The 20984-nt window shown below is 61.9% G+C and carries 21 protein-coding genes; 19 read left to right on the forward strand and 2 right to left on the reverse strand.

Annotated features, from left to right (window positions below; translation table 11 throughout):
* Positions 1-64: 64 nt before the first annotated feature.
* From AABA34_RS06950 to AABA34_RS06960, 3 genes are all read left to right on the forward strand, one after another.
* Positions 65-1849 (forward strand): hypothetical protein, encoded by a 1785-nt coding sequence (locus AABA34_RS06950; RefSeq protein ID WP_338304476.1) that lies wholly within the window; start codon positions 65-67, stop codon positions 1847-1849.
* 299 nt (positions 1850-2148) lie between these two features.
* Positions 2149-3273 (forward strand): dihydropteroate synthase, encoded by a 1125-nt coding sequence (gene folP, locus AABA34_RS06955; protein ID WP_338304477.1) that lies wholly within the window; start codon positions 2149-2151, stop codon positions 3271-3273.
* Positions 3274-3353: 80 nt separating this feature from the next.
* On the forward strand, positions 3354-4601 hold the full coding sequence (locus AABA34_RS06960) for an alkaline phosphatase D family protein (protein ID WP_338304478.1): 1248 nt from the start codon (positions 3354-3356) through the stop codon (positions 4599-4601).
* Here AABA34_RS06960 and AABA34_RS06965 read toward each other — a convergent pair whose 3' ends face one another.
* Together AABA34_RS06965 and AABA34_RS06970 are read right to left on the reverse strand one after the other, a co-directional pair.
* Positions 4602-5366 (reverse strand): SDR family NAD(P)-dependent oxidoreductase, encoded by a 765-nt coding sequence (locus AABA34_RS06965; protein WP_338304479.1) that lies wholly within the window; start codon positions 5364-5366, stop codon positions 4602-4604. It abuts the gene before it with no gap.
* Between the two features lie 19 nt (positions 5367-5385).
* Positions 5386-6831, reverse strand: a complete 1446-nt coding sequence (locus AABA34_RS06970; RefSeq protein WP_034952669.1) for a sigma-54-dependent transcriptional regulator — start codon at positions 6829-6831, stop codon at positions 5386-5388.
* A 263-nt stretch (positions 6832-7094) separates the two neighbouring features.
* On the opposite strand from AABA34_RS06970, the gene AABA34_RS06975 reads away from it, so the two are divergent.
* The 16 genes from AABA34_RS06975 (at position 7095) to AABA34_RS07050 (ending at position 20954) form a co-directional block, all read left to right on the forward strand.
* Positions 7095-7217 (forward strand): hypothetical protein, encoded by a 123-nt coding sequence (locus tag AABA34_RS06975; RefSeq protein ID WP_256471495.1) that lies wholly within the window; start codon positions 7095-7097, stop codon positions 7215-7217.
* A 16-nt stretch (positions 7218-7233) separates the two neighbouring features.
* Positions 7234-8355, forward strand: a complete 1122-nt coding sequence (locus tag AABA34_RS06980; protein ID WP_252260289.1) for an NAD(P) transhydrogenase subunit alpha — start codon at positions 7234-7236, stop codon at positions 8353-8355.
* Positions 8356-8378: 23 nt separating this feature from the next.
* Positions 8379-9173 (forward strand): hypothetical protein, encoded by a 795-nt coding sequence (locus AABA34_RS06985; RefSeq protein ID WP_338304480.1) that lies wholly within the window; start codon positions 8379-8381, stop codon positions 9171-9173.
* Between the two features lie 66 nt (positions 9174-9239).
* Positions 9240-9521: an NAD(P) transhydrogenase subunit alpha gene (locus AABA34_RS06990; protein ID WP_034952674.1), complete on the forward strand. Its 282-nt coding sequence runs from the start codon at positions 9240-9242 to the stop codon at positions 9519-9521.
* A 3-nt stretch (positions 9522-9524) separates the two neighbouring features.
* Positions 9525-10982 (forward strand): NAD(P)(+) transhydrogenase (Re/Si-specific) subunit beta, encoded by a 1458-nt coding sequence (locus tag AABA34_RS06995; protein WP_416831259.1) that lies wholly within the window; start codon positions 9525-9527, stop codon positions 10980-10982.
* Positions 10982-11212 carry a hypothetical protein gene (locus AABA34_RS07000; protein ID WP_338304481.1) on the forward strand — a complete coding sequence of 77 codons (231 nt, stop codon included), beginning with the start codon at positions 10982-10984 and terminating at the stop codon, positions 11210-11212. Before AABA34_RS06995 ends, AABA34_RS07000 begins: the two co-directional genes overlap by 1 nt.
* 26 nt (positions 11213-11238) lie before the next feature.
* A complete protein-coding gene (locus tag AABA34_RS07005) occupies positions 11239-12324 on the forward strand; it encodes an IS5 family transposase (protein WP_338303289.1) in 1086 nt (361 codons plus the stop codon).
* 160 nt (positions 12325-12484) lie between these two features.
* A complete protein-coding gene (locus tag AABA34_RS07010) occupies positions 12485-12622 on the forward strand; it encodes a hypothetical protein (RefSeq protein WP_338304482.1) in 138 nt (45 codons plus the stop codon).
* 62 nt (positions 12623-12684) lie between these two features.
* The gene (locus AABA34_RS07015; protein WP_338304483.1) at positions 12685-14193 is read left to right on the forward strand and encodes a hypothetical protein; all 1509 of its coding nucleotides are present in this window, start codon (positions 12685-12687) and stop codon (positions 14191-14193) included.
* Positions 14194-14247: 54 nt separating this feature from the next.
* The gene (locus tag AABA34_RS07020) at positions 14248-15435 is read left to right on the forward strand and encodes a parallel beta-helix domain-containing protein (RefSeq protein ID WP_338304484.1); all 1188 of its coding nucleotides are present in this window, start codon (positions 14248-14250) and stop codon (positions 15433-15435) included.
* Positions 15432-16478 (forward strand): SO2930 family diheme c-type cytochrome, encoded by a 1047-nt coding sequence (locus AABA34_RS07025; protein ID WP_338304485.1) that lies wholly within the window; start codon positions 15432-15434, stop codon positions 16476-16478. Before AABA34_RS07020 ends, AABA34_RS07025 begins: the two co-directional genes overlap by 4 nt.
* Positions 16475-17449 (forward strand): alpha/beta fold hydrolase, encoded by a 975-nt coding sequence (locus AABA34_RS07030; protein WP_338304486.1) that lies wholly within the window; start codon positions 16475-16477, stop codon positions 17447-17449. The genes AABA34_RS07025 and AABA34_RS07030 overlap by 4 nt, the downstream gene beginning before the upstream one ends.
* A 121-nt stretch (positions 17450-17570) precedes the next feature.
* Positions 17571-18275 carry an aspartate/glutamate racemase family protein gene (locus AABA34_RS07035; RefSeq protein WP_338304487.1) on the forward strand — a complete coding sequence of 235 codons (705 nt, stop codon included), beginning with the start codon at positions 17571-17573 and terminating at the stop codon, positions 18273-18275.
* A gap of 324 nt (positions 18276-18599) precedes the next feature.
* Positions 18600-19784: a deoxyguanosinetriphosphate triphosphohydrolase gene (locus AABA34_RS07040; RefSeq protein ID WP_338304488.1), complete on the forward strand. Its 1185-nt coding sequence runs from the start codon at positions 18600-18602 to the stop codon at positions 19782-19784.
* Positions 19777-20502 carry an NAD(P)H-binding protein gene (locus tag AABA34_RS07045; RefSeq protein WP_338304489.1) on the forward strand — a complete coding sequence of 242 codons (726 nt, stop codon included), beginning with the start codon at positions 19777-19779 and terminating at the stop codon, positions 20500-20502. The genes AABA34_RS07040 and AABA34_RS07045 overlap by 8 nt, the downstream gene beginning before the upstream one ends.
* Positions 20469-20954 (forward strand): ABA4-like family protein, encoded by a 486-nt coding sequence (locus tag AABA34_RS07050; RefSeq protein ID WP_338304491.1) that lies wholly within the window; start codon positions 20469-20471, stop codon positions 20952-20954. The genes AABA34_RS07045 and AABA34_RS07050 overlap by 34 nt, the downstream gene beginning before the upstream one ends.
* The last annotated feature ends 30 nt before the right edge of the window (positions 20955-20984 follow it).

Consider the following 20984-nt stretch of genomic DNA (forward strand, 5'->3'; position numbering starts at 1 on the left):
GAACCAGAATTCGGGAACCTTTCAGGTCCGATCCATGAACTGTATTGCGAAAGGGGGCAGCCAAGTGACTGATCAACCCGCGAATATCCGGCCGTACAAAATCAACGATGTCGAATGCCGTTCGGCGAAGGAACTGGCTGCTGCCATCAGGGCCAACAGCAAGCAGGCGGCGGAGCATTTTTCGGCCGGTTACATTGGCAAATGGCTGGAAGAAGATCTGCGCGATTACGATGCCAAGATTGCGCATGACAAGCTCGTCGGTGCTCATATCGATTATGCTTCGATTGTGTATCTCGCGCAGACGCTGGACCCCGATAACCCGCCGCATCTGTATCTGGTCGGTGAGATCAATCGCGCGAACCTGTTGTCATTCTTCGAAGAGCGCCGCGATCCGGCGACCGGTGAATTCGCGGAATCGGCTATCGCGACCGCTCTGCTCCTTTTCCGCGAGGGGTTGATCCGTTCCGATGTCATTCTCAAACACGCGCCCGAACTGGAGGGGCTGGCGGATGCGTGGCAATCCGCCTTGGACGATTATCTGAAGGCTCGCGGCGAAATGCTGCTGCAAGCGGACATCTGGAACGATCCTTCGGGCAAGCTTGCAGAATTCATCGACGATGATCGCAAAGTGGAGCTTGGCCTTGCGCAGCAGTTTTCCGAAGGCCGGATTGTCGATGCAGCCTATGCCATGATGCTGTTCAACGGCACCGCTGCAGTGCTGTTCGATCTGCTCAAGGCAGGCCCGCCTTACTCCGATCCCGTCCCGGCGTTCACGCTCGCCGATCATCCGATGTTCGAACCCGCGATCAAACGCCGCTGGTTCGCAGATCTCAATTCCACCGGTAAAGACTTGATCGGTCGGCAGGCGCTGCTGCGCGATATCATTCATATCCCCGCGCATGAGACTGTCCTGAAAGGAGTTTTTGAAAAGGTTGATCCAGCCGACGGGATTGAAAAGAACTGGTTCGAGCGGCTGCCACGCCCGGCAAAGGCGGGCTTGTTGGGCGGGCCGTTGTTCTTGCTGACGATGCTGTTCGACCGGGATACAGATGCTATCATCGTTCTTTGGCTTCCCCTTATTTTGTTTGCTGCGTTGTTCGCTGCCGCGTCCTGCGCCATCAAACTGAACACAAAGGCGGCTGGGTGGGTCGGCGCTGCCGCATTTGTTGTGGCGTTCGTGTTTTTCATTTGGTGGGAGATGCAAGGTTTCGTGGGAACCTTCACCGGAGCTTTGATGCTGGGCGCAATTGGCGGGGGACTCGGCTGGGCGTCCGATCCTCTGCTTGAAAGGCGTATTCAAAAAGAGGCCGAGGCCATCACGGCCAAACGGATGCAGAAGTTTGGCGAAACCGGCGCGAAACTGACGATCAACGATCTTCGCCGGAAATTCTTTCCGCCAAGGCTTGAAGAAATCCCAATGCCGCAGCGGACAATGGAGGATTATCGCCGTGATGCCGCGCTTCGGCATGGCGATGCGGTGCCCGGCGATTGGTCTGCCGATGCCGTCGCTGTGCGCAAATCGGGCGTCGCGCCCAATTACGGCCCCGGAATGTCTTACAACATCGCAGGCATCAATGTCGCCAGCGATGGCACCCGCACCTATGAACTGGTCGATGGTGTCTCGTTTGATGAAGACGGTGGCTACAACACGCGGGTGGTCGACGGTGTGACCTTGCACAGCGATGGCAATTACACGACGCGCGTTACCAAGGGCGTTGATATCCGTTCAGACGGACAGGTGAGCACAGAGGTCGCCGGCTTCCGCTTTTCCTTCGGCGGCAAGGAAAAGAAGAAGGACGAATGGGACTGGGGCACTGGCCAGAAAAAGGAAAAGGGCTGGTTCGACTAACTGGCCGAACGCTGTTGGTATTCGTCCGCCCGGCGCTGTCCTACATCCCGCCGTCACGCTAAGACGGCGGGCATGGAAATCGCATTCTCTCCCCGCCCAAAGGTTACACTTTGCATGGGCAAAGCGTTACGCTTTGCGCCGCGAAAGGTGACGCTTTCGCCCGTTCGGGTGACACTCGCCCGCGCGAGGGTGACACATCGCGGGGGTAAGGTGACACTTTCCCGCCAAAGGGTGACACAATCGCGATTCTTTCCCTTGGACAGTGTTCCACATGTTCCATCCTGTAGGAGTTCCGGCCTGTGAGCGCGCCGAAATCAACCCGGGTCTATCTCCACCCGATCGGCCTTGCCGCCAGTCCTCAGGCAGAGGACGGGGCGTCGATCCGGCTGGCGGGCAGCATGGCCTATGCCAGCCGTTTTGCGCTGGTGGTGCGTGATAGCGGTCGGGTCACGCAGCGCCTGTTGTTCGGCGCGCGCGGGTTTGACGCGGCGCTGACCAGCCTTGACGCATCGCTCGCGGATGAAGCGCGGCTGCAATGGGCGAACCTGCAAAAACTGCATGCGCCGCTGCAACTGGGGGATCGCACGATCCGCCTCGATCAGCCGCAGGTGATGGGTGTGCTCAACGTCACGCCCGACAGCTTCAGCGACGGTGGCGAGTTCCTCGAAAAGCCGGAGGCGGGCCAGCGCCACGCGGCGCAAATGCTCGAAGCCGGTGCAGCGATCATCGACATTGGCGGCGAGAGCACGCGTCCGGGCGGCGCGGCGACATGGGAAGGCGACGAGATCGAGCGGGTGATCCCTGCTGTCGAATATTGCGCCGAAATGGGCGCCGCGATCAGCGTGGATACGCGGCGCGCAGGCGTTCTGGAGGCGGCTCTGGCGAAGGGCGCGCATATGGCGAATGACGTGTCCGCGCTGCGTTATGACCCGCGCAGCCTGACTTTGGTGACGAATGCCGGATGCCCGGTGGTGCTGATGCACGCGCCGGGGACGGGCGATGATCTGCATCAAGGCGGCGAGTATGGCGATGTCGTGAGCGAGGTGTTCGACTTCCTAAAGGCGCAGCGTGCGCGGGCGATTGCGGCTGGCGTGGCAGAGGAACGCATCGTGCTCGATCCCGGCATCGGCTTTGGCAAGAGCCTCGCGGACAATCTCGCTCTCATCAACGCGCTACCGCTGTTCCATGCTTTAGGAAGCCCGCTGTTGCTGGGGGTCAGCCGGAAACGGATGGTCGGCGCGCTGTCGAGTGAGGAACCCGCGCATCAGCGGCTGGGCGGATCAATCGCGCTGGCGATGCGGGGGATGGATGCGGGCGTCCACTTGCTGCGGGTGCATGACGTTCCCGAAACGGTGCAGGCGCGCAACGTCTGGCGGGGCATGCGCGATGCGGCGCTGACCGACTTTGGCCAGTTGCCCGCATGACGCGGCCCATGCAAAAGACGTCGCCATACCGTCATCTACCCGGCGCAGAGAATGCCCGAATCAGCAATTGGAGATCACCCTTGCGCACCACCTCGCTCCTCGGCCTTGGAACCGCACTCGCCGCGCTTGTCGCCGCTCCGCTGATGGCGGGCGCCCAGCAGGATCACTCCGCCCATGCCGGGCATGCCGCGCACGGGCAGCATGCGGGCGGGCAGGGCCAGCACCCGCGCCACGGCGACGGCCATGTGCCGATGTATGCCGAAGACCTGCTGGCCGCCTATTACGCCAGGCTGGAAAGCCGGGTGGAGCTGCCCGTCGCCCCGGCCAATGTCTCGCTTGCGCCCTATACAGTGATTACCCGGCTCGCCTTTGGCAGCTGCAACCACCAGTCGCGTTCGCAGGCCTATTGGGATGTGATCGCGCGCACCAATCCGCAAGCCTTCCTGATGATCGGCGACAACAACTACGGCGACAGCAACTGGAGCGGTGATGCCGCGCTGACGACCTTGCGCGAGGCGTATGGTTTGCAGGCGCGCACGCCCGAACTGGCGGCATTCCGGGCGAAGGTGCCGATGATGGCGACCTGGGACGATCACGATTACGGGATGAACGATGCCGGGGCGAGCTTCGCCTTCCGCGGCTGGTCGGAGACGATCTTCGAGACGTTTTGGGGATCGTCGGACGCGGTAAAGTCGCGCCCGGGCATCTATGACAGCGTGATCGTGGGCAAGGACGGTCAGCGCACTCAGATCATCATGCTGGATACGCGCTTCTTCCGCTCCGATCTCGATCGCATGGACTACACGCCCGAACGTCCGCCGCTTGGCCCCTATGTCCCCAGTAACGATGCCTCGCGCACGGTGCTGGGCGATGCGCAGTGGCAATGGCTGGAACAGGAACTGGCGAAGCCTGCCGACTTCAGGATCATCGTCTCGTCGATCCAGGTGATCACCGACGCGCATGATTACGAAGCGTGGGAGAACCTGCCGCTGGAACGCGAGCGGCTTTACCGCGTGCTGGCCGGGCGTGAGGAAAGCGGGATGGTGCTATTGTCGGGCGATCGCCATGCGGGGGGAATCTACACCGCCACGCCCGAGGCGGCCGCGGGTGAGCAGATCTGGGAGCTGACCAGCTCCTCGCTCAACTACTCCTTCTCCAGCACCGCGCAGAACACCGCGCGCGAACCCGATCCGACACGGGTGACGGACTTCATCTCGGAAGAGAACTTCGGCCTTGTCGAGATCGACTGGGCCGCGCGCACCTTCACCATGACGATGCGCGGTGCGGTGGAAGGCGAGGAACGGGCTGTGCGGACGGTTTCGTGGTGATCACAGGGTGAAGCCGCCGTCCGACACCAGCACGTGCCCGGTCAGGTTCGATCCGGCGTCGGAGAGCATGTAGAGAATGTCGCTCGCGATTTGGTCCGGAGTGGCAAAGCGGCCCAGCGGCGTCGTCCCGGCCATCGCCTTGAGCGTCGCTTCGCGCCCGTTCGCTTCGACCGAGGCGAGGAAGTCGGGGGAGCTTTCCCAGATGGCGGTATCAACCCCGCCCGGCGCAATGGCGTTGACGCGGATGGCGTGCTCGGCGTTCTCGCGCGCGGCGATGCGGGCCATGTGCGAGACTGCGGCTTTGGACACGCCATAGGGGCCGATGCCGGGCACGGGCTTCACTCCGGTGGTGGAGGAAGTGATGACGATGCTGCCACCTTTGCCGCCCGCCTTCATCGCGCGCAGGGCCGAACGCAGGGTGAGGAAAGCCCCGTCGAGGTTGACGTCCATCACCCGGCGCCATTCGGACAGGGCGATGTCGGCCAGCGGCCCGCCCGCGCCGATCCCGGCGTTGACGACCGCATGGTCGAGCCCGGCAAGGCGGGGTTCGAGATCGGCCCACAGCGCTTCGTCCGCGACGCTGCCGACCACCGCTTCGACCTCGCACTTGAGGTCCAAAGCCGCCATCCTCTGCGGATCGACATCGACGAGCACCAGCCTCGCCGCTCCGCGCGCCGCAAGCGCCTTTGCACATGCCGCACCGATCCCCGATGCAGCCCCGGTGACGAGCGCGGTGCGCCCGGCGAAGTCCTGAATGTCAGTCATGCCCGCCGCGCTAGGCGGATCAGGCCGCGTTGTCGATGCCCAGATCGGAAAGCTTGCGATACAGCGTCGAGCGACCGATCCCCAGCCTGCGGGCAACCTCAGTCATGCGGCCGCGGTAATGGCCGATGGCAAGGCGGATGACGTCGGCCTCGATCTCCTCAAGCGGACGCAGATTGCCGTCCTCGGTGTAGAGCATGATGCCCACGCCATCGTGCGAGCTCTGGCTTGCTCCGATCTGCAATTCGCCCAGCAGTTCGGAAAGCTGCGGGAAGCTGTCGGCAGTCAGCGTATCGCCTTCGCAATAGACCGCGGCGCGGAACAGCACAGATTGCAACTGCCGGACATTGCCGGGCCAGTCATATGCCGCAAGCAGCGCCAGCGCGCTGTCTGAAATCGAGAGATGGGTCAGCCCCGGCTGTTCACCGATCCGGCCGAGGAAATGCCGCGTCAGCGCCGGAATGTCGCCGGTGCGCTCGCGCAATGGGGGCAGGCTGATGCGTGTGCCTGCAAGTTGCTGGGCAAGAGCCGGGTCGAACAGCCCGCCTTCCGCCAACTGCGAAAGGCTGCAATTGCTGGCCGAAAGCAGACGCACATCGACGCGGAAACCGTGTGCCGCGCCGACCGGGCGGATGATCCCGGTTTCCAGTGCTTCGCGCAGGCGGTTCTGTGCCGGCGCGCTCATGCGGTCGACTTCGTCGAGCACGAGAGTTCCGCCATCGCAATGCTGAAGCGCGCCGATCTGGCGGTCGAATGCGCCGGGAAAGGCGTTGGGTTCATGCCCGAACAGCACCGATTCGATCGAATTGGGCGGAACGCTGGCGATGTTGATGATGCGCAGCGGATCTTTGGAGCGCGGGGATGCGGCGTGCATCGCACGCATCAGCATTTCCTTGCCCGTGCCGCTTTCTCCCTCGATCAGCGCATGGCCGTGCCCGCGAGCAGCCTTCGCCGCCTGCGCCAGCGCGGCGCGGAAGGTGGGAGCGGTGCCGATCATGGCTTCAAAGTCGAGATTGGCCGACATTTTCTCGGTCAGCGGGGCCAGCTCGTTGCGCGGAGCCTCGCGCGTGGTAACAGTACGCAGCGCCTCCATCAGCCGATCGGGCGAGACCGGCTTCACCAGATAATCGCTCGCCCCTGCGCGCATCGCCTCAACCGCGAGCAGCGGGGATGCGCTGGTCGTCAGCATCAGGATCGGCAAAGCAGGGCGGCGTTCCTTCAATTCGGCGATCAGAGAGCAGGCATCATCGCCCGGAACCCATTGATCGAGCAGGATTGCCGATAATTGCATGCCTTCGCGCGTGCCCAGCATGGCAATCGCGGTTTCGGCATCGCTTGCCACGACAGTGCGCCAGCCCTCGCGCGCAGCGATGGCCGAGATCAGACGGCTTTGTGCCGGCTCATCATCGATCAGCAGGACAATCCGAGTCTCATTGTCAGAATCAGGGCGCGTATTCACCTGTGCCATCAATCCAGCCTTGACCCCTCAATCCCCCGGCAAACCGTCCCAGGGTGAAACGTGCCGGATTCTTATCCGGCGCGGGTAAAGACTGAATTAAGGCTGTTGGACCGATCTCACCGGATTGCCACTTGGGCACAGCTTGCCCTGTCAACATTGCTGACTTGAGCTAGCTCGCGCGCTCGGATACGGGGCGATGATCAAGCCTGCTGGCAATTTTTCGGCAACCATTTGCCAATTTCACCGTTTGGGATCTCAAGGGGAATAAAATCATGACTGTGCATGACATGGACAAGGCGCGCTCGACCTATGGCAGCTTCATGGGTGCGCTCAAATGGGCGGTGCCGCTGATTGCGATCATCACCCTGTTCGTCGTTGCGCTGATCGCGCCATAAACCGGGGTACCGTCACTTGAAGATCGCAGTGCTTAAAGAGCGCGCCGCGGGGGAAACCCGTGTCGCGGCCACGCCGGAAACGGTGAAGAAATTCATTGGTCTGGGCAATGAAGTCGCGATCGAAAAGGGTGCCGGGACGCACGCCTCGATCACCGATGCCGCCTATGAAGAGGCAGGGGCAAAGGTAGGCACGCTGGCGGCAACCGCAAAGGACGCCGACATCGTGCTGTGCGTGCAGGCACCCGAAGTGGCGAATCTGAAAGGCGCGAAAGCCGGCGCATGGGTGGCCGCGCTGTTCGATCCGTTCCAGAAGGGCGATCTTGTCGCCGCCTATGCCAAGGCGGGTTTTGAGGCGCTGTCGATGGAATTCATGCCGCGCATCACGCGCGCGCAGTCGATGGATGTGCTGTCGAGCCAGTCCAACCTTGCAGGGTACAAGGCGGTGATCCACGCGGCGGACGCTTATGGTCGCGCTTTCCCGATGATGATGACCGCGGCCGGCACCGTGCAGGCGGCGAAATGCTTCATCATGGGCGTGGGTGTCGCCGGGCTTCAGGCGATTGCGACGGCGCGGCGTCTGGGCGCGCAGGTATCCGCCACCGACGTGCGCTCTGCGACCAAGGAGCAGATCGAAAGCCTCGGCGCGAAAGCGATCTTCGTGACCGATGTGGCCGGGATCGAAGGCGAAGGCTCGGGCGGCTATGCCACCGAGATGAGCGAGGAATACAAGGCCGCTCAGGCGAAGCTCGTTTCCGAGCATATCGCCAAGCAGGACATCGTCATCACCACCGCGCTCATCCCCGGTCGGGCTGCTCCGGTGCTTATCACCGACGCGCAGATCGCGACGATGAAGCCGGGTAGCGTGATTTTCGACCTCGCCGTCGCGCAGGGCGGCAATGTCGAAGGATCAAAGCCTGACGAAGTCGTCGAAAAGCACGGTGTGAAGATCATCGGCTATGCCAACACCCCCGCGCATCTGGCCGCCGACGCATCGGCGCTGTTCGCGCGCAACCACTTCAACTTCCTTTCCGCATTTTGGGACAAGGAAGCGGGCAAGCCCGAACTCGACGAAGAGATCGGCGACGCGATCCGCCTGACCAAGGGCGGAGAGATCGTCAACGAGAGGCTGAAGGGGTGATCAGGCGGGTAAGGTCACTGCTGTTGGCAAGCCTGCTATGCACAGCTCAGCTTGGCCATGCTCAATCCGTAGAGCCCGAGGCTCCAGCGCCGGTCGGGTTTGAAGGTAAGCTGCGGTTTTTTCCTTACTGGAGTTACCGCGCTCTTGATGAGCAACTTCTCGTTTTTGCCAATCAACCGAATGAACAGGCACATCAGTTCGCGATCGCCGACTTATGGCCGGCGAATTCAGCGCGTCTTCAACAGGCTTTGACACGGAAAAGCGGGAAGGAAATTCTGCCTGAGGGTAGCTTTCTCGTGTTGATGACAAACGGGGAGCAGACTGCGGGATGCCCGCTTGCACGGCCCAGAGGATGGGGTGGCATACCCTGTTTTTTAGACCCCGACAGCGATGGTGATTTCGACTACTGGTTTTTTCACGATCGCGACTTTGAATTCATGATGTTTTCGTTCGAGGCAAGGTCATCGGGAATGATGCCGCTGGGAACAGTCGCCCGGTATACGCGGCAATCTGACTGGCCCGAAGACAAGCCCTTCCAATTTTACCTGTCGCTCTCTTGGAAGCCCGCAGACGATTACCCCTTCGTCAGGAGCGTTGCTTATTCGCTTTGCACAAAGACCAATGATCTCCAGACCATTTGGGGCGGGTCACGTTCTCGGACGGAGTGCCTCAGGTCGGGTGCATCGTTGAAAAGCAATGAGCTGCCGTCCGAGAAGGAATTTTTTGGTATGCGGATCAGGGTGGCAGATGAGAATCCGTCAGGCGCGTATATCCGCATCACGCCGTTCGAACCCGAAGGAACAATCCCTTTCTTCTAATTGGTGATTTCAAAGCTAGCGCGGACATAAGGCTTAACCACGCAGACCAACTGCAGAGGCGTAATAATGGACTTCATCTCAATCCTATCGATCTTCGTGCTGGCGTGTTTCGTCGGCTACTATGTGGTCTGGTCGGTTACTCCGGCGCTGCACACTCCGCTGATGGCGGTGACCAATGCGATCTCCTCTGTGATCATCGTCGGTGCTCTGATTGCGGCGGCTGAGGCCAACGATCCCGTCGCGAAATATCTCGGCCTGTTCGGCGTGGTGCTGGCGAGCGTCAACATCTTCGGCGGCTTTGCCGTGACCGAGCGCATGCTCGCGATGTACAAGAAGAAGGAGAAGTAAGAGATGAGCTTCTCCATTCTTGCAGGCGCGGCGGAAGGCGCCGCCGGAACCCCAGCCTGGGCGATGCTCGCCTATCTTGCGTCGGGCGTGTTCTTCATCCTCGCATTGCGCGGCCTTTCCAGCCCCGCATCAAGCCGGGCTGGCAACCGCAACGGCATGATCGGCATGGGAATCGCGCTCGTCACCACGCTGGTGACGCACGACATTGCCAATATCGCCGAAATCGGGATCGCAATCTTCCTTGGCGGGATCATCGGGGTGACGGTGGCGCGCAAGATCGCGATGACCGCAATGCCCGAACTGGTCGCCGGATTTCACAGCCTAGTCGGCCTTGCCGCCGTGGTGGTGGGCTTTGCCGCGTGGCTCAACCCCGGCGCGTTCGGCATCCTTGATGAAGCGGGGCAGATCCTCGTTGTCAGCCGGATCGAACTGGGCCTCGGCATTGCCATCGGTGCGATCACCTTCTCCGGATCGGTCATCGCCTTCCTCAAGCTTTCGGGACGGATGAGCGGATCGCCGATCCTGCTCCCGGCGCGGCATTTCATCAACCTCGGTACGCTGGCCGCGATCCTCGGCCTTATCGCCGCCTATGCCATGTCGGGTGCGGGCGGGCCTGCCGAAGGTATGCTGATCATCTGGATCGCCATTCTGGCCTTCCTTATCGGTTTCCTGCTGATCATCCCGATCGGTGGCGCGGACATGCCGGTGGTTGTGTCCATGCTGAACAGCTATTCCGGCTGGGCGGCAGCGGCGATGGGCTTCACGCTGGGCAACAGCGCGATGATCATCACCGGGGCGCTGGTCGGTTCGTCGGGTGCGATCCTGTCTTACATCATGTGCCGTGCGATGAACCGCAGCTTCATCAGCGTGATCGCGGGTGGCTTTGGCGCCGACGCGGGCTCTGGCGGTGGCGGCGAAGCGCGCGAGCAACGCCCGTACAAGCAGGGCAGCGCCGAAGACGCGGCCTATATGCTCGAACAGGCGGAAAAGGTCATCATCATTCCCGGCTACGGCATGGCGGTGGCACAGGCGCAGCACGCGCTGCGGGAAATGGCCGACACGCTCAAGGAAAAGGGTGTGGACGTGAAATACGCGATCCACCCTGTCGCGGGCCGCATGCCCGGCCACATGAACGTGCTGTTGGCCGAAGCCAACGTCCCCTATGACGAGGTGTTCGAGCTGGAGGATATCAACTCCGACTTCGCGCAGGCTGATGTGGCCTTCATCATTGGCGCGAATGACGTGGTGAACCCGGCGGCGAAGACCGACAAGAGCTCGCCGATCTATGGCATGCCCGTGTTCGACGTGGACAAGGCCAAGCAGGTGTTCTTCATCAAGCGTTCGATGGGCGGGGTCGGCTATGCCGGCGTCGACAACGATGTTTTCTACATGAACCAGACCGTCATGCTCCTCGCGGATGCAAAGAAGATGGTCGAGGAAATTGTGAAAGCTCTCGACTGATGGGCAAATTCCTGTTCGGCACGGTCGCGCTGGCCCTGCTGATCGGTATCGCGTTCCAGACCGGGCTGGCTGATCCACTGGTGAAGTGGCAGGTGCAGTCCGCTTTGGAGGAATCCGGCGTGTCCGAAGAGCGCGCCGAATGCATGTCCGATCGGATGGTCGACCGGCTTTCGCTGTTCCAGCTTTACAAGCTGGACACCCGCAATAACCCCTCGCATTTCCCGTACTGATGTGATTCAGCGTCGGCGAGGAGATAATGCTGATGCAACCATCGAGCCTGTTTTCACTTTCGGAGCACCTGGAGCGACTGAGCCGGGATGGCGATCCACTTGAGGTTTTGGCAGACGCAGTGGACTTCGAGCGTTTCCGCTCCTTGCTGGTAGAGGGGCTGGGATACAGCGATGGTGCGAAGGGCGGCAGGCCGCCGTTCGATCCAGTTTCGATGTTCAAAGTGCTGGTGGTGCAGGCGCAGCACAACCTTTCCGACGCCCGCATGGAGTTCATGATCCGCGACCGGCTTTCGTGGATGCGCTTCTTCGGCTTCGATCTGGGCGGCACGATGCCCGATGAGAACACCATCCGTCACTACCGCAACCGACTGACGACAAGCGGCACGTTCGAAGCGCTGATGCAGGCTTTCGAGCAGCAACTGCGCGAACGCGGCTATCTCGCTATGGGCGGGCAGATCGTGGACGCCACGCTGGTGCCGGCTCCCAAGCAGCGCAATACCGAGGACGAGAAGGCCGCGGTGAAGGCGGGCAGGTCAGCAAAGCAGATCTGGCCAGGCAAGCCGAACAAGGCGCACCAGAAGGATGTCGATGCCCGTTGGACGGTCAAGGTCGGAGGCAAGGTCCGGTACCGCGCCGATGGGACGCCTCTTCCGCAGATCGCCACGCCGGTGTTCGGCTACAAGAGCCATATCAGCATTGATCGACGCTTCGGCTTTATCCGAAAGGGCAAGGTGACCTCGGCGGCGCATAGCGACGGGCGGGAACTGCGCCATGTGATCGATCCGGACAACACGGCTAGCGATGTCTGGGCTGACAGCGCCTATCGCAGCCGAAAGAACGAGACGTGGCTGTCACGGCATATGTTCAAAAGTCGCATCCATCGCCGCAAGCCCAAGGGCAAGCCGATGCCCGAGCAGACATCACGCGCAAATGCCGCCAAGTCAGCGGTCCGCGCCCGCGTCGAGCATGTCTTTGCCCATCAGAAGGGGCGATACGGGCTCTTCATCCGCACCATCGGTTTGGCCCGCGCCCAGGCCAAGCTCACCCTCGCGAACCTGGTCTACAACTTCGACCGCCTGATCTTCCATGAACGACAAGCCGCCACCGGATAGGTGCGTCTGGAAGGCACACGCGAGGCAGAAAATGGCCAGAAGGCAACCGGAAAACTCCCATAATCAGGCGCTCAGGCAGCCACTCTGCTTGCTCAATCTATTATCCCACCGTTTGCGCCGAAAACATGTGGTTGTTGCGGGTGTCCAGCTGCAACAGGGGATGAAGGCGCGCGAGGGCGAGCCGGATGGCGGCTATGGCCTTGGCGAACTGGTGAAGCGCCTGCGCCGCGTCGGCGACGGCGAAGCGGTGGCAGTCGTCACCACCAGCGCCGGATTGTGCGCAATCGGCATCGGCTGATAAACTCTCGCCTTGCCTTGGCGGCGCACCCTGTCGCACAACAGTGGCAAGGAGAGATTGTCATGCCACGCCTTTTACTTGCTTCCGCCGCCTTGGCGCTTTGCACCGTTCCCCTGACCTCAGTTGCCGCCCAGACGGCCGACGCAGCCGTGGGAGGTGTCGGCACCGAATTCATAGTGTTCGAGGTCGAGACGAGCGAAGCGGCGAAGGAGCATTTCCTGCGCGGCCTCGCGCTGCTGCATAATTTCGAATACGGCCGCGCCGCCGCCGCTTTCCGGGAAAGTCAGGAGGCCGATCCGGCGTTCGCCATGGCCTATTGGGGCGAGGCAATGACCCACAATCATCCGCTGTGGGAAGAGCAGGACCGCGACGCGGCACGGGCGATCCTCGCGCGGCTCGCGCCGACGGCTGAGGAGCGTGCAGCCAAGGCTCGCGGCCCGCGGGAGAAGGCATGGATGGACGCGCTGGAAACGCTGTATGGCGATAGCGGCAGCAAGGAAGAACGCGATCACGCCTATCTGGCGAAGATGCGCGCCATGCTCGCCATGTGGCCCGATGACATCGACGTGCGCGCCTTCACCGGGCTGGCGGTACTCGGCACTTCGCACGGTGGGCGCGACATCGCGCTGTACATGGAGGCTGCGGGCATTCTGGAGCCGGGCTTCATGACGCATGAACAGCACCCCGGCATCCTGCACTACTTGATCCATTCCTATGACGATCCGGTCCACGCTCCGCTCGGCAGGCGCATGGCTCAACGCTACGCCAAGGTCGCGCCCGATGCTGGCCACGCGCAGCACATGATCAGCCACATTTTCCACGCGCTCGCCGATTGGGAGGCTTCGGAAGAAGCCAACATCCTCGCCGATGCCGTGGTCGATCGTCAGCGCGCGGCGGCAGGGCGCGGTCCGGCGCATTGCGGGCACTACAATGAATGGCTGGTCTATGCGCTTTTGCAGCAGGGCAAGGATGCAAGCGAACGCGTAGCCCTATGCCGCGCCGATGCCGACCCGGCCGAAGGGGAAGAGGCCAATTACGGGGCCGTGCGCAGCTATTCGGTGATGGCCGCATGGCAGGCAGTCGATACCGGGATCTGGCCCGAACCGCTTGGCGAGGAGGCGAATAAGTTCCGGCTACCTCGGATCACGATGACCCATGTGGCAGCGCTTCAGCACCGGGGTGATGCCGAAAAGCTTGCCAGCGCAGTGTCCAATATGCGCCTCGATGCGGAGCAAATGGTCCCGCTGCTCGCGAGGACCGCGCCTGATGATCGCACAACCATGCCCTGGGTCGAACGCGCGGTGGCGCAGGTTGACGCGCTGTTGATGCTTGCTTCGGGTGATACAGACGCCGGAATTCGGGCCCTGTACGAAGCGGCTCGTGCCGAAAGCGCATTGCCGGTGGTCTTCGGCCCGCCGGCGATTGCCAAGCCGAGTTGGGAATTGCTGGGAGAGGAACTGCTTGCGCTCGGCCGCAAGGCCGACGCGGCAGAGGCCTTCCGCCACTCGCTCGAATTTGCGCCGGGCAGAAAGCTTTCGCTTGAAGGGCTTGCCCGCGCCGAGGGTGGTTGAGCGCGCCCGCGTTCTGCGGCACTGTGCAGCCAAACGGGATTGGGAGAGGGACAAATGATCAGATTGACGATAGCCGCATTGGCGCTTGCGAGCGCGGCTCCGCTGCTGGCTGAAACGCATGTGGTGTCACCGGGTGAAGGCGCGCAGGAGCGTTTGCAGGAGGCTCTCATCCTGGCGGAGCCGGGCGACGAGATCGTGCTGGAGGCGGGGCGTTATGTCCTGACTGACGGGCTTAGCCTTGATGTCGACGGAGTGACGGTTCGCGGATCGGGCATGGACGGCACAGTGCTCGATTTCACCACACAGGCCGGATCGGGCGAGGGGCTGCTGGTGACTTCGGACAACGTCACCCTTCGCGATTTCGCGCTGGAGAACCCCAAGGGCGACGGAATCAAGTCGAAGGGTGCGGACAACATCGTGTATTACCGCATCCGCGTCACCTGGACCAACGGGCCGGACGCAGGCAACGGCGCCTATGGCATCTACCCGGTTGAAAGCACCGGGGTGCTGATCGACGGGGCCAAGGTCACCGGAGCATCGGACGCCGGGATCTATGTCGGCCAGTCGAACCGGATCACCGTGCGCAATTCGATTGCCGAGGCGAATGTCGCCGGAATCGAGATCGAAAACAGCCGTAACGCTCTGGTCGAACACAATATCGCCACCCGCAACACCGGGGGAATTCTGGTGTTCGACCTGCCCGGCCTGCCGGTGATGGGCGGGGGCAATGTGATTGTCGCCAACAATCTGGTGGTGGCCAATGACACACCCAATTTCGCGCCGCCGGGCAACATCGTCGCCGGAGTGCGCCGGGGAACGGGCATTATGGTTATGGCCAATGACAAGGTGCTGATCGAAAACAACATCATCGACGAAAACCCGACCGCGCCGATCATGGTAATCGCGTACACGCTCGGCTTCGATGATGAACGCTACAATCCTTTCCCACGCGATGTGGTGGTGGGCGAAAACCTTTATGGCCGGGGCGGTGACGACCCGCAGCTTGAAGGGGCGGAGATGCTGCTCGCAGCCTTTGGCGGTGCCTTGCCCCCGGTGCTATGGGACGGGCTGGGTTCGATTTACGCGGTCGAAGGGACGCAGGGCTGGTCCTTGAACCTGACCGAACAGGGCAAGGGGCTTGGCGGAGCCAGTCCTTCGCCGCTGATGGCACAGCCGCCCACGAGTGAGTTTGACCGCAGCGGCATTGGCGCTCCGGCAGAGCTGGATGATCGCATCGGATGATCCGTTCGCTGGCGATTGCAGGATTGGCAGCGGGCGCTCTGGCGTTGGCGGTTTCGGCCGCTCGCGAAGCGTCTGCTTTGCCGCCACCTTTCATCAATGATGCGGCCATTCTGGGCGAGGTGCAACTCGACGGCGAAGTGCGTGAAATGCCGCGCACGCTTGCCGAATACGGCTTCTTCCTCGATGCCGCAGGCCGCGTGCCGGATGCCCGGCTGATCCCCTATGAACTCAATACGCCGCTATGGTCCGATGGCGCGGACAAGCTGCGTTATGTCTACGTGCCCGAAGGCAAGCAGGTGAAGGCGGACGGCGAAGGCCTCCTGCAATTCCCGGTCGGCAGCGCGATCATCAAGACTTTCGCTTTCGGTGAGGGCGATGATCAACGCTACATCGAAACGCGCCTGCTGCTGCATCGTGCGGACGGGTGGCTGGCGCTGCCCTATCGCTGGAACGATGATCAGACCGAGGCGACGCTGGCGCTGGCTGGGGCTCGCATGCCGATCACCACGCCTGCGGGCGAGGACATCAGCTATCGCATTCCTAACAAGAACCAGTGCAAGTCGTGCCATTCGCTCGATGGCGAGGTGATCCCGATCGGGCCCAAGGCGCGCAACTTGTCATCCGATCTGTTGCAGCGACTGGCCGGTGACGGGCGGCTGGATACTGCCCCCAAGGTTGCGCATGCATTGCCCCGGTGGACAGATGCGGCAGCGGACAATGCCGCGCTCGCCCGGGCTTATCTGGACGTGAACTGTGCGCATTGCCACCGACCCGGTGGCGGCGCGTCCAATTCCGGGCTCGACCTGCGCTGGGAACAGGATGATCCCTTTGCCATCGGCGTGCGAAAGCCGCCTGTCGCGGCTGGACGTGGAGCAGGGGGTTTCCTGGTGTCGATAGAGCCGGGGGCGCCTGAACGGTCGATCCTCGTGCATCGGATGGACTCGAACGAAGCGGGCGTCGCCATGCCCGAACTGGGCCGGTCCAGCATCGATCACAAGGCGATTGCGGTTATGCGCGAGTGGATTGAAGGAATGGATCGATGAAGTGGTTTCTGCGGGTCGTCGGCGTCGTTTTGGCGGTGCTTGTCGTCGCCTTCCTGATCTTTCGCACGCCTGATACCGACGCGGCTGAAATGCGCGCCAAATACGGCGCGCCTCCTTCGCAATTCGTCGCAATCGGCGATGGCGTGACGGCTCACCTGCGTGACGAGGGGCCGCGCGATGCCCCGGCAATCATCCTGTTGCACGGCTCCAACGCCGATCTGCACACCTGGGAGCCGTGGGTTAAAGGTCTGTCGGACAGCTACCGCATCGTCCGCTTCGACCAGATCGGGCACGGACTGACCGGCCCCGATCCCGCGCATGACTACAGCCTCGCCAGCTTTACATCGGACATTGACGAAGTGGCCGATGCGCTTGGCATTGAAAGCTTCTTCATCGGCGGCAATTCGATGGGCGGGAAACACGCGCTTGCCTATGCCTCGCGCTATCCCGAGAGGGTGCGGGGACTGATCCTTGTCGATGCCGGGGGTAGCCCGGTCCGCAAGGTGAAACAGGACGATGACGAAGACAGCGGCGGCGGCAACATCGGTTTCACCATCGCCCGCACGCCCGGCATCAACAAGATCGCTGAACAGATCACTCCGCGGGCACTCATCGCGCAGAGTCTGGACCAGAGCGTCTCGATCAAGTCGGTGGTGACCGAGGAAGCGATTGATCGTTACTGGGAGCTTCTCCGCTATCCCGGTAACCGCGCGGCGACGATGGCTCGCTTCAGTACCCCCTATGAGGTGCTGACCGAAGAGGAACTGACCGGCATAGCAAGTCCGGCGCTGATCCTGTGGGGGGACGAAGACCGCCTTATCCCGGTCGCGGCCGGCGAATGGATCGATCAGAACCTGCCGAACTCGCAGATGATCGTTTATCCGGGCATCGGCCACCTGCCTCAGGAAGAGGCCCCCGAAGCGACCATCGCCGATGTCCGCAAATGGCTCGATACGATTGCGCAACCCTGACGCTTAAGCCGGAATTAACCATCCAAATCATTTGATTGAATGGCAAAACCGCGCCCTATGGACGCGGAGGCCGCTTCGTCGCTACATCTCTTGTGCAGCGCACACAGATTCGGGGATCACATTGCGAGAACTGGGATTGATCGGCGGCATGAGCTGGGTGTCGACAGGCATCTATTACGATCGCATCAACCGGATCGTCCAGCGTCGCGCCGCCCCTATGGCGAGCGCGCCGATGCTGATCGAAAGCCTCGATTTCTGCCAGCTTTACGCATTGCGCGAAGAACGCGACTGGCAGCGCGCCAGCGTGATCCTGTCCGAAAGCGCCAAACGGCTCGAAGGTGCAGGAGCCGAGGGCATCATCATCGGCGCCAATTCCATGCACAAGCTGTATGACGATGTCGCCGCCTCAGTGAATATACCCATCCTGCACATTGCCGAATATGTGGGTCGCGCACTGAAACGAGCCGGCTACAAGAGTGCCGCGCTGATCGGGACGCGCAACGTGATGACGGAAAGCTTCTATCGCAAGCGGCTGGTCGCCCACGGGATCGATCTGCTGCCGCCCAACATGGACAATGTCGAAACGCTTGACCGGATCATCTACGACGAATTGATGGTGGGTAAAGTGACCCGCGATGCTCAGCGCGCGATGAAGACAATCATCACCAACAAGTCACAGGAAGGAGCCGAGGCGATCGTCCTTGCCTGCACCGAACTCGACCTTGTCGTGGACGTCGACGCAAACGTTTTGCCGGTGTTTGATTCTACCAGAATCCATTGTGAAGCGGCCGCAGACTGGATCCTTGAACAGGAATTGGTGAATTAGTTGGCGGCTTGCCCCTTGCCAAGAACGGTTGGTCGCAAGTCTGTGATGCATGGGGTGCAACATTCACGCGACCCCCTTACGTGCGCGCCCTGAAATTGTCATCGATAAGTAACAGACAATTTCCGGGTCTTCGGGTCGCACCGTTGACCCAGGGGCCAAAAGGCTCTTGGGGCCGCTTACCACCCCCCCATTGCACCCGGTAAGCGGTCCCTTTTTTTCAAATCAGCGGCGATGTCTCTCAAACCGGTCTGTCCACCGCAATCCTTCAAGGTTGCCGATCTGTTCCGGTTGAGCCTGCGCGCACTGTGAAATAAGCGGTTCGTCGTGACAACGCGTGCTCCCTTTGCTGCAGATCCCTATTCGCATGGCGGGCGCGAGTTCGGCGGAAACGCTGCGTTGGGCAAGATCACCGGTTCCGAAAGCCGTGGTCCGCGGACCGATTTCCAGCGCGACCGCGATCGCATCATCCATTCGATGAGCTTCCGCCGCCTCAAGTCGAAGACGCAGGTTTTCATATCGCCAGAGGGCGATCATTACCGCACGCGGCTGACCCACAGCATCGAAGTGGCGCAGATCGGCCGGGTGCTGGCACGCGCTCTGGGGCTGGACGAGGATCTGACCGAGGCGCTCTGTCTCGCTCACGATCTGGGCCATCCACCCTTCGGCCATGCAGGGGAATCGGCCCTTTCCGAGGCGATGGCGCGCCACGGAGGCTTTTGCCACAACGCGCAGGCGCTGCGTACCGTCATGCGGCTTGAAAGCCCCTATCCCGAGCATGATGGACTGAATCTGACGTGGGACCTGCTCGAAGGGCTGGCCAAACATAACGGCCCGGTCGCCGCGCCCAACTGGGCCTTGGCGGAACTGGATGAGGCATTCCCGCTTGATCTTGGCACCTGGCCTTCGATCGAAGCGCAGATTGCGGCGGTGTCCGATGATATCGCCTATGACAACCACGATATTGATGACGGCCTACGTGCGGGCTTTCTCGATCTCGACGACCTGCTCCAGCTCGATTTTCTCGCCGATCAATGGCGGGCGGTCGAACGGCGCTTCCCCAATGCTCCGCGTGATCGCCAGCTGCGCGAACTGATCCGGGATCAGATCGGTCTGATGGTCAATGACGTGCTGCAACACACGCGGGAAATGACCAAGGGTGTGGGATCGGTCGCAGAAGTGCGCGATGCCGGACGGCAACTGGCCGGATTTTCACCCGAGATGCGTGAACACGAAAGGCGGCTGAAAGCCTTCATGTACGAAAGACTTTACTACCATCCCGAACAGGTCAGTGCCGCTGAGCGTGCCCGCGATGTCGTGGCGCGACTGTTTGCGGCCTATTCGCAGGATGCGGGCCTGATGCCGCCCGAATGGCGCGCCAAACTGCCCGAGCAGGACCCGCAGCGCAGCCGCGTCATCGCCGACTTTATTGCCGGGATGAGCGATCGTTTTGCAATGCAGGCTTGCGAGACGATCTATGGCGAACGGCCAAGGGGGCTGATCAATGTCTGATCCGAGCCCTGTGGTACACGCTCCCACGCGTATAGGCCTGGTCGGCGCGACTGGCCTGATCGGTCAGCGCCTTATTGCGATTTCCAGCGCCGGGGATGAAGTGCGCATGGTCGGCATAGCCCGGCGCGAGGCGCCCTTGCCCAAGGGTGCTCGGGTTGAAGTCTTCGTTGCCGAACCGGCCAAGTGGGGCGAGGTGCTGGAAGCGGTGCGCCCTCGTGCGTTGATCTGTGCGCTCGGCACCACCTGGAAAAAGGCAGGGCGTGACGAAGCGGCGTTTCGTGCGGTCGATCATGATCTGGTGATTGCGACCGCCAAAGCCGCCGTCGCGGCCGGTATTCCGAACATGGTTCTGATAACCGCCGCCGGATCCGACCCCACTGCCAAGAACCTGTATCTGAGGGTCAAGGGCGAGGTCGAACAGGCTGTGTCGAAGGTCGGTTTCAAACGCCTCGACATCCTGCGGCCCGGCCTGCTCCGTGGCGAGCGCAAGGATGATCTGCGTCCGCTTGAAGCGCTTGCGCAATTTGCCAGCCCGGTGATCGACCCGCTGATGCCCGCAAAATGGGAGATGTTCCGTTCGATTGACGCTGATTTGGTGGCGGAAGCGGCATTGGGCCTGTGCCAGCGCAAGGCGCAGGGGCGTTTCACCCATGACAATGAGGCGATGAAGCGGGCGGCACGCGAATGGCGCGCCAAGGCCTTGCACGCGGCGGAGTAGCGCGGATGGATTGGAACCCGATTTTTGGCGCGGTGAACATGCTGGCCCTGATTGCATGGACCGCTTTGATCCTTTTACCGCGCTGGCCCGCTTTGCTTGCCGCCTTGCTTTATCTGGGGGTTGGCCTGCTCTGCCTTGTCTATGCCGCTGGCCTGATCGGGGTCTTGAGCGGCGCCATCCCGACTGACGGGGGAGGGGCGGACTTCTCTTCCATCGAAGGTGTACGCGCAATCTTTGCCAGCGATGCGGGCGTCACCATCGGCTGGACGCATTACCTTGCCTTTGACCTGTTCGTCGGCATCTGGATTGCCCGCGATGGCGACATGAAGGACATTTCGCGTTTCATTCAGGCTCCGGTGCTGTTGGCGACATTCCTTGCCGGGCCACTCGGCCTCGGGCTGTGGCTGCTGATCCGTGAGCCGGCGGCGCGCAAGCTTGGTCGCTGGCATTAGTAACGGGCAGGCTGCAAACCGCTGGACCGT

The sequence above is a fragment of the Erythrobacter sp. Dej080120_24 genome (assembly GCF_036322605.1).
Taxonomy (GTDB): domain Bacteria; phylum Pseudomonadota; class Alphaproteobacteria; order Sphingomonadales; family Sphingomonadaceae; genus Erythrobacter; species Erythrobacter aurantius.

Excerpts from the sequence above, each read along its gene's own strand:
- AABA34_RS06965 (WP_338304479.1), bottom strand. The coding sequence starts at position 5,366 with ATGACTGACATTCAGGACTTCGCCGGGCGCACCGCGCTCGTCACCGGG.
- AABA34_RS06970 (WP_034952669.1), bottom strand. The coding sequence starts at position 6,831 with ATGGCACAGGTGAATACGCGCCCTGATTCTGACAATGAGACTCGGATT.
- AABA34_RS06975 (WP_256471495.1), top strand. The coding sequence starts at position 7,095 with ATGACTGTGCATGACATGGACAAGGCGCGCTCGACCTATGGCAGCTTC.
- AABA34_RS06990 (WP_034952674.1), top strand. The coding sequence starts at position 9,240 with ATGGACTTCATCTCAATCCTATCGATCTTCGTGCTGGCGTGTTTCGTC.
- AABA34_RS06995 (WP_416831259.1), top strand. The coding sequence starts at position 9,525 with ATGAGCTTCTCCATTCTTGCAGGCGCGGCGGAAGGCGCCGCCGGAACC.
- AABA34_RS07000 (WP_338304481.1), top strand. The coding sequence starts at position 10,982 with ATGGGCAAATTCCTGTTCGGCACGGTCGCGCTGGCCCTGCTGATCGGT.
- AABA34_RS07005 (WP_338303289.1), top strand. The coding sequence starts at position 11,239 with ATGCTGATGCAACCATCGAGCCTGTTTTCACTTTCGGAGCACCTGGAG.
- AABA34_RS07010 (WP_338304482.1), top strand. The coding sequence starts at position 12,485 with ATGAAGGCGCGCGAGGGCGAGCCGGATGGCGGCTATGGCCTTGGCGAA.
- AABA34_RS07015 (WP_338304483.1), top strand. The coding sequence starts at position 12,685 with ATGCCACGCCTTTTACTTGCTTCCGCCGCCTTGGCGCTTTGCACCGTT.
- AABA34_RS07020 (WP_338304484.1), top strand. The coding sequence starts at position 14,248 with ATGATCAGATTGACGATAGCCGCATTGGCGCTTGCGAGCGCGGCTCCG.
- AABA34_RS07025 (WP_338304485.1), top strand. The coding sequence starts at position 15,432 with ATGATCCGTTCGCTGGCGATTGCAGGATTGGCAGCGGGCGCTCTGGCG.
- AABA34_RS07030 (WP_338304486.1), top strand. The coding sequence starts at position 16,475 with ATGAAGTGGTTTCTGCGGGTCGTCGGCGTCGTTTTGGCGGTGCTTGTC.
- AABA34_RS07045 (WP_338304489.1), top strand. The coding sequence starts at position 19,777 with ATGTCTGATCCGAGCCCTGTGGTACACGCTCCCACGCGTATAGGCCTG.
- AABA34_RS07050 (WP_338304491.1), top strand. The coding sequence starts at position 20,469 with ATGGCGCGCCAAGGCCTTGCACGCGGCGGAGTAGCGCGGATGGATTGG.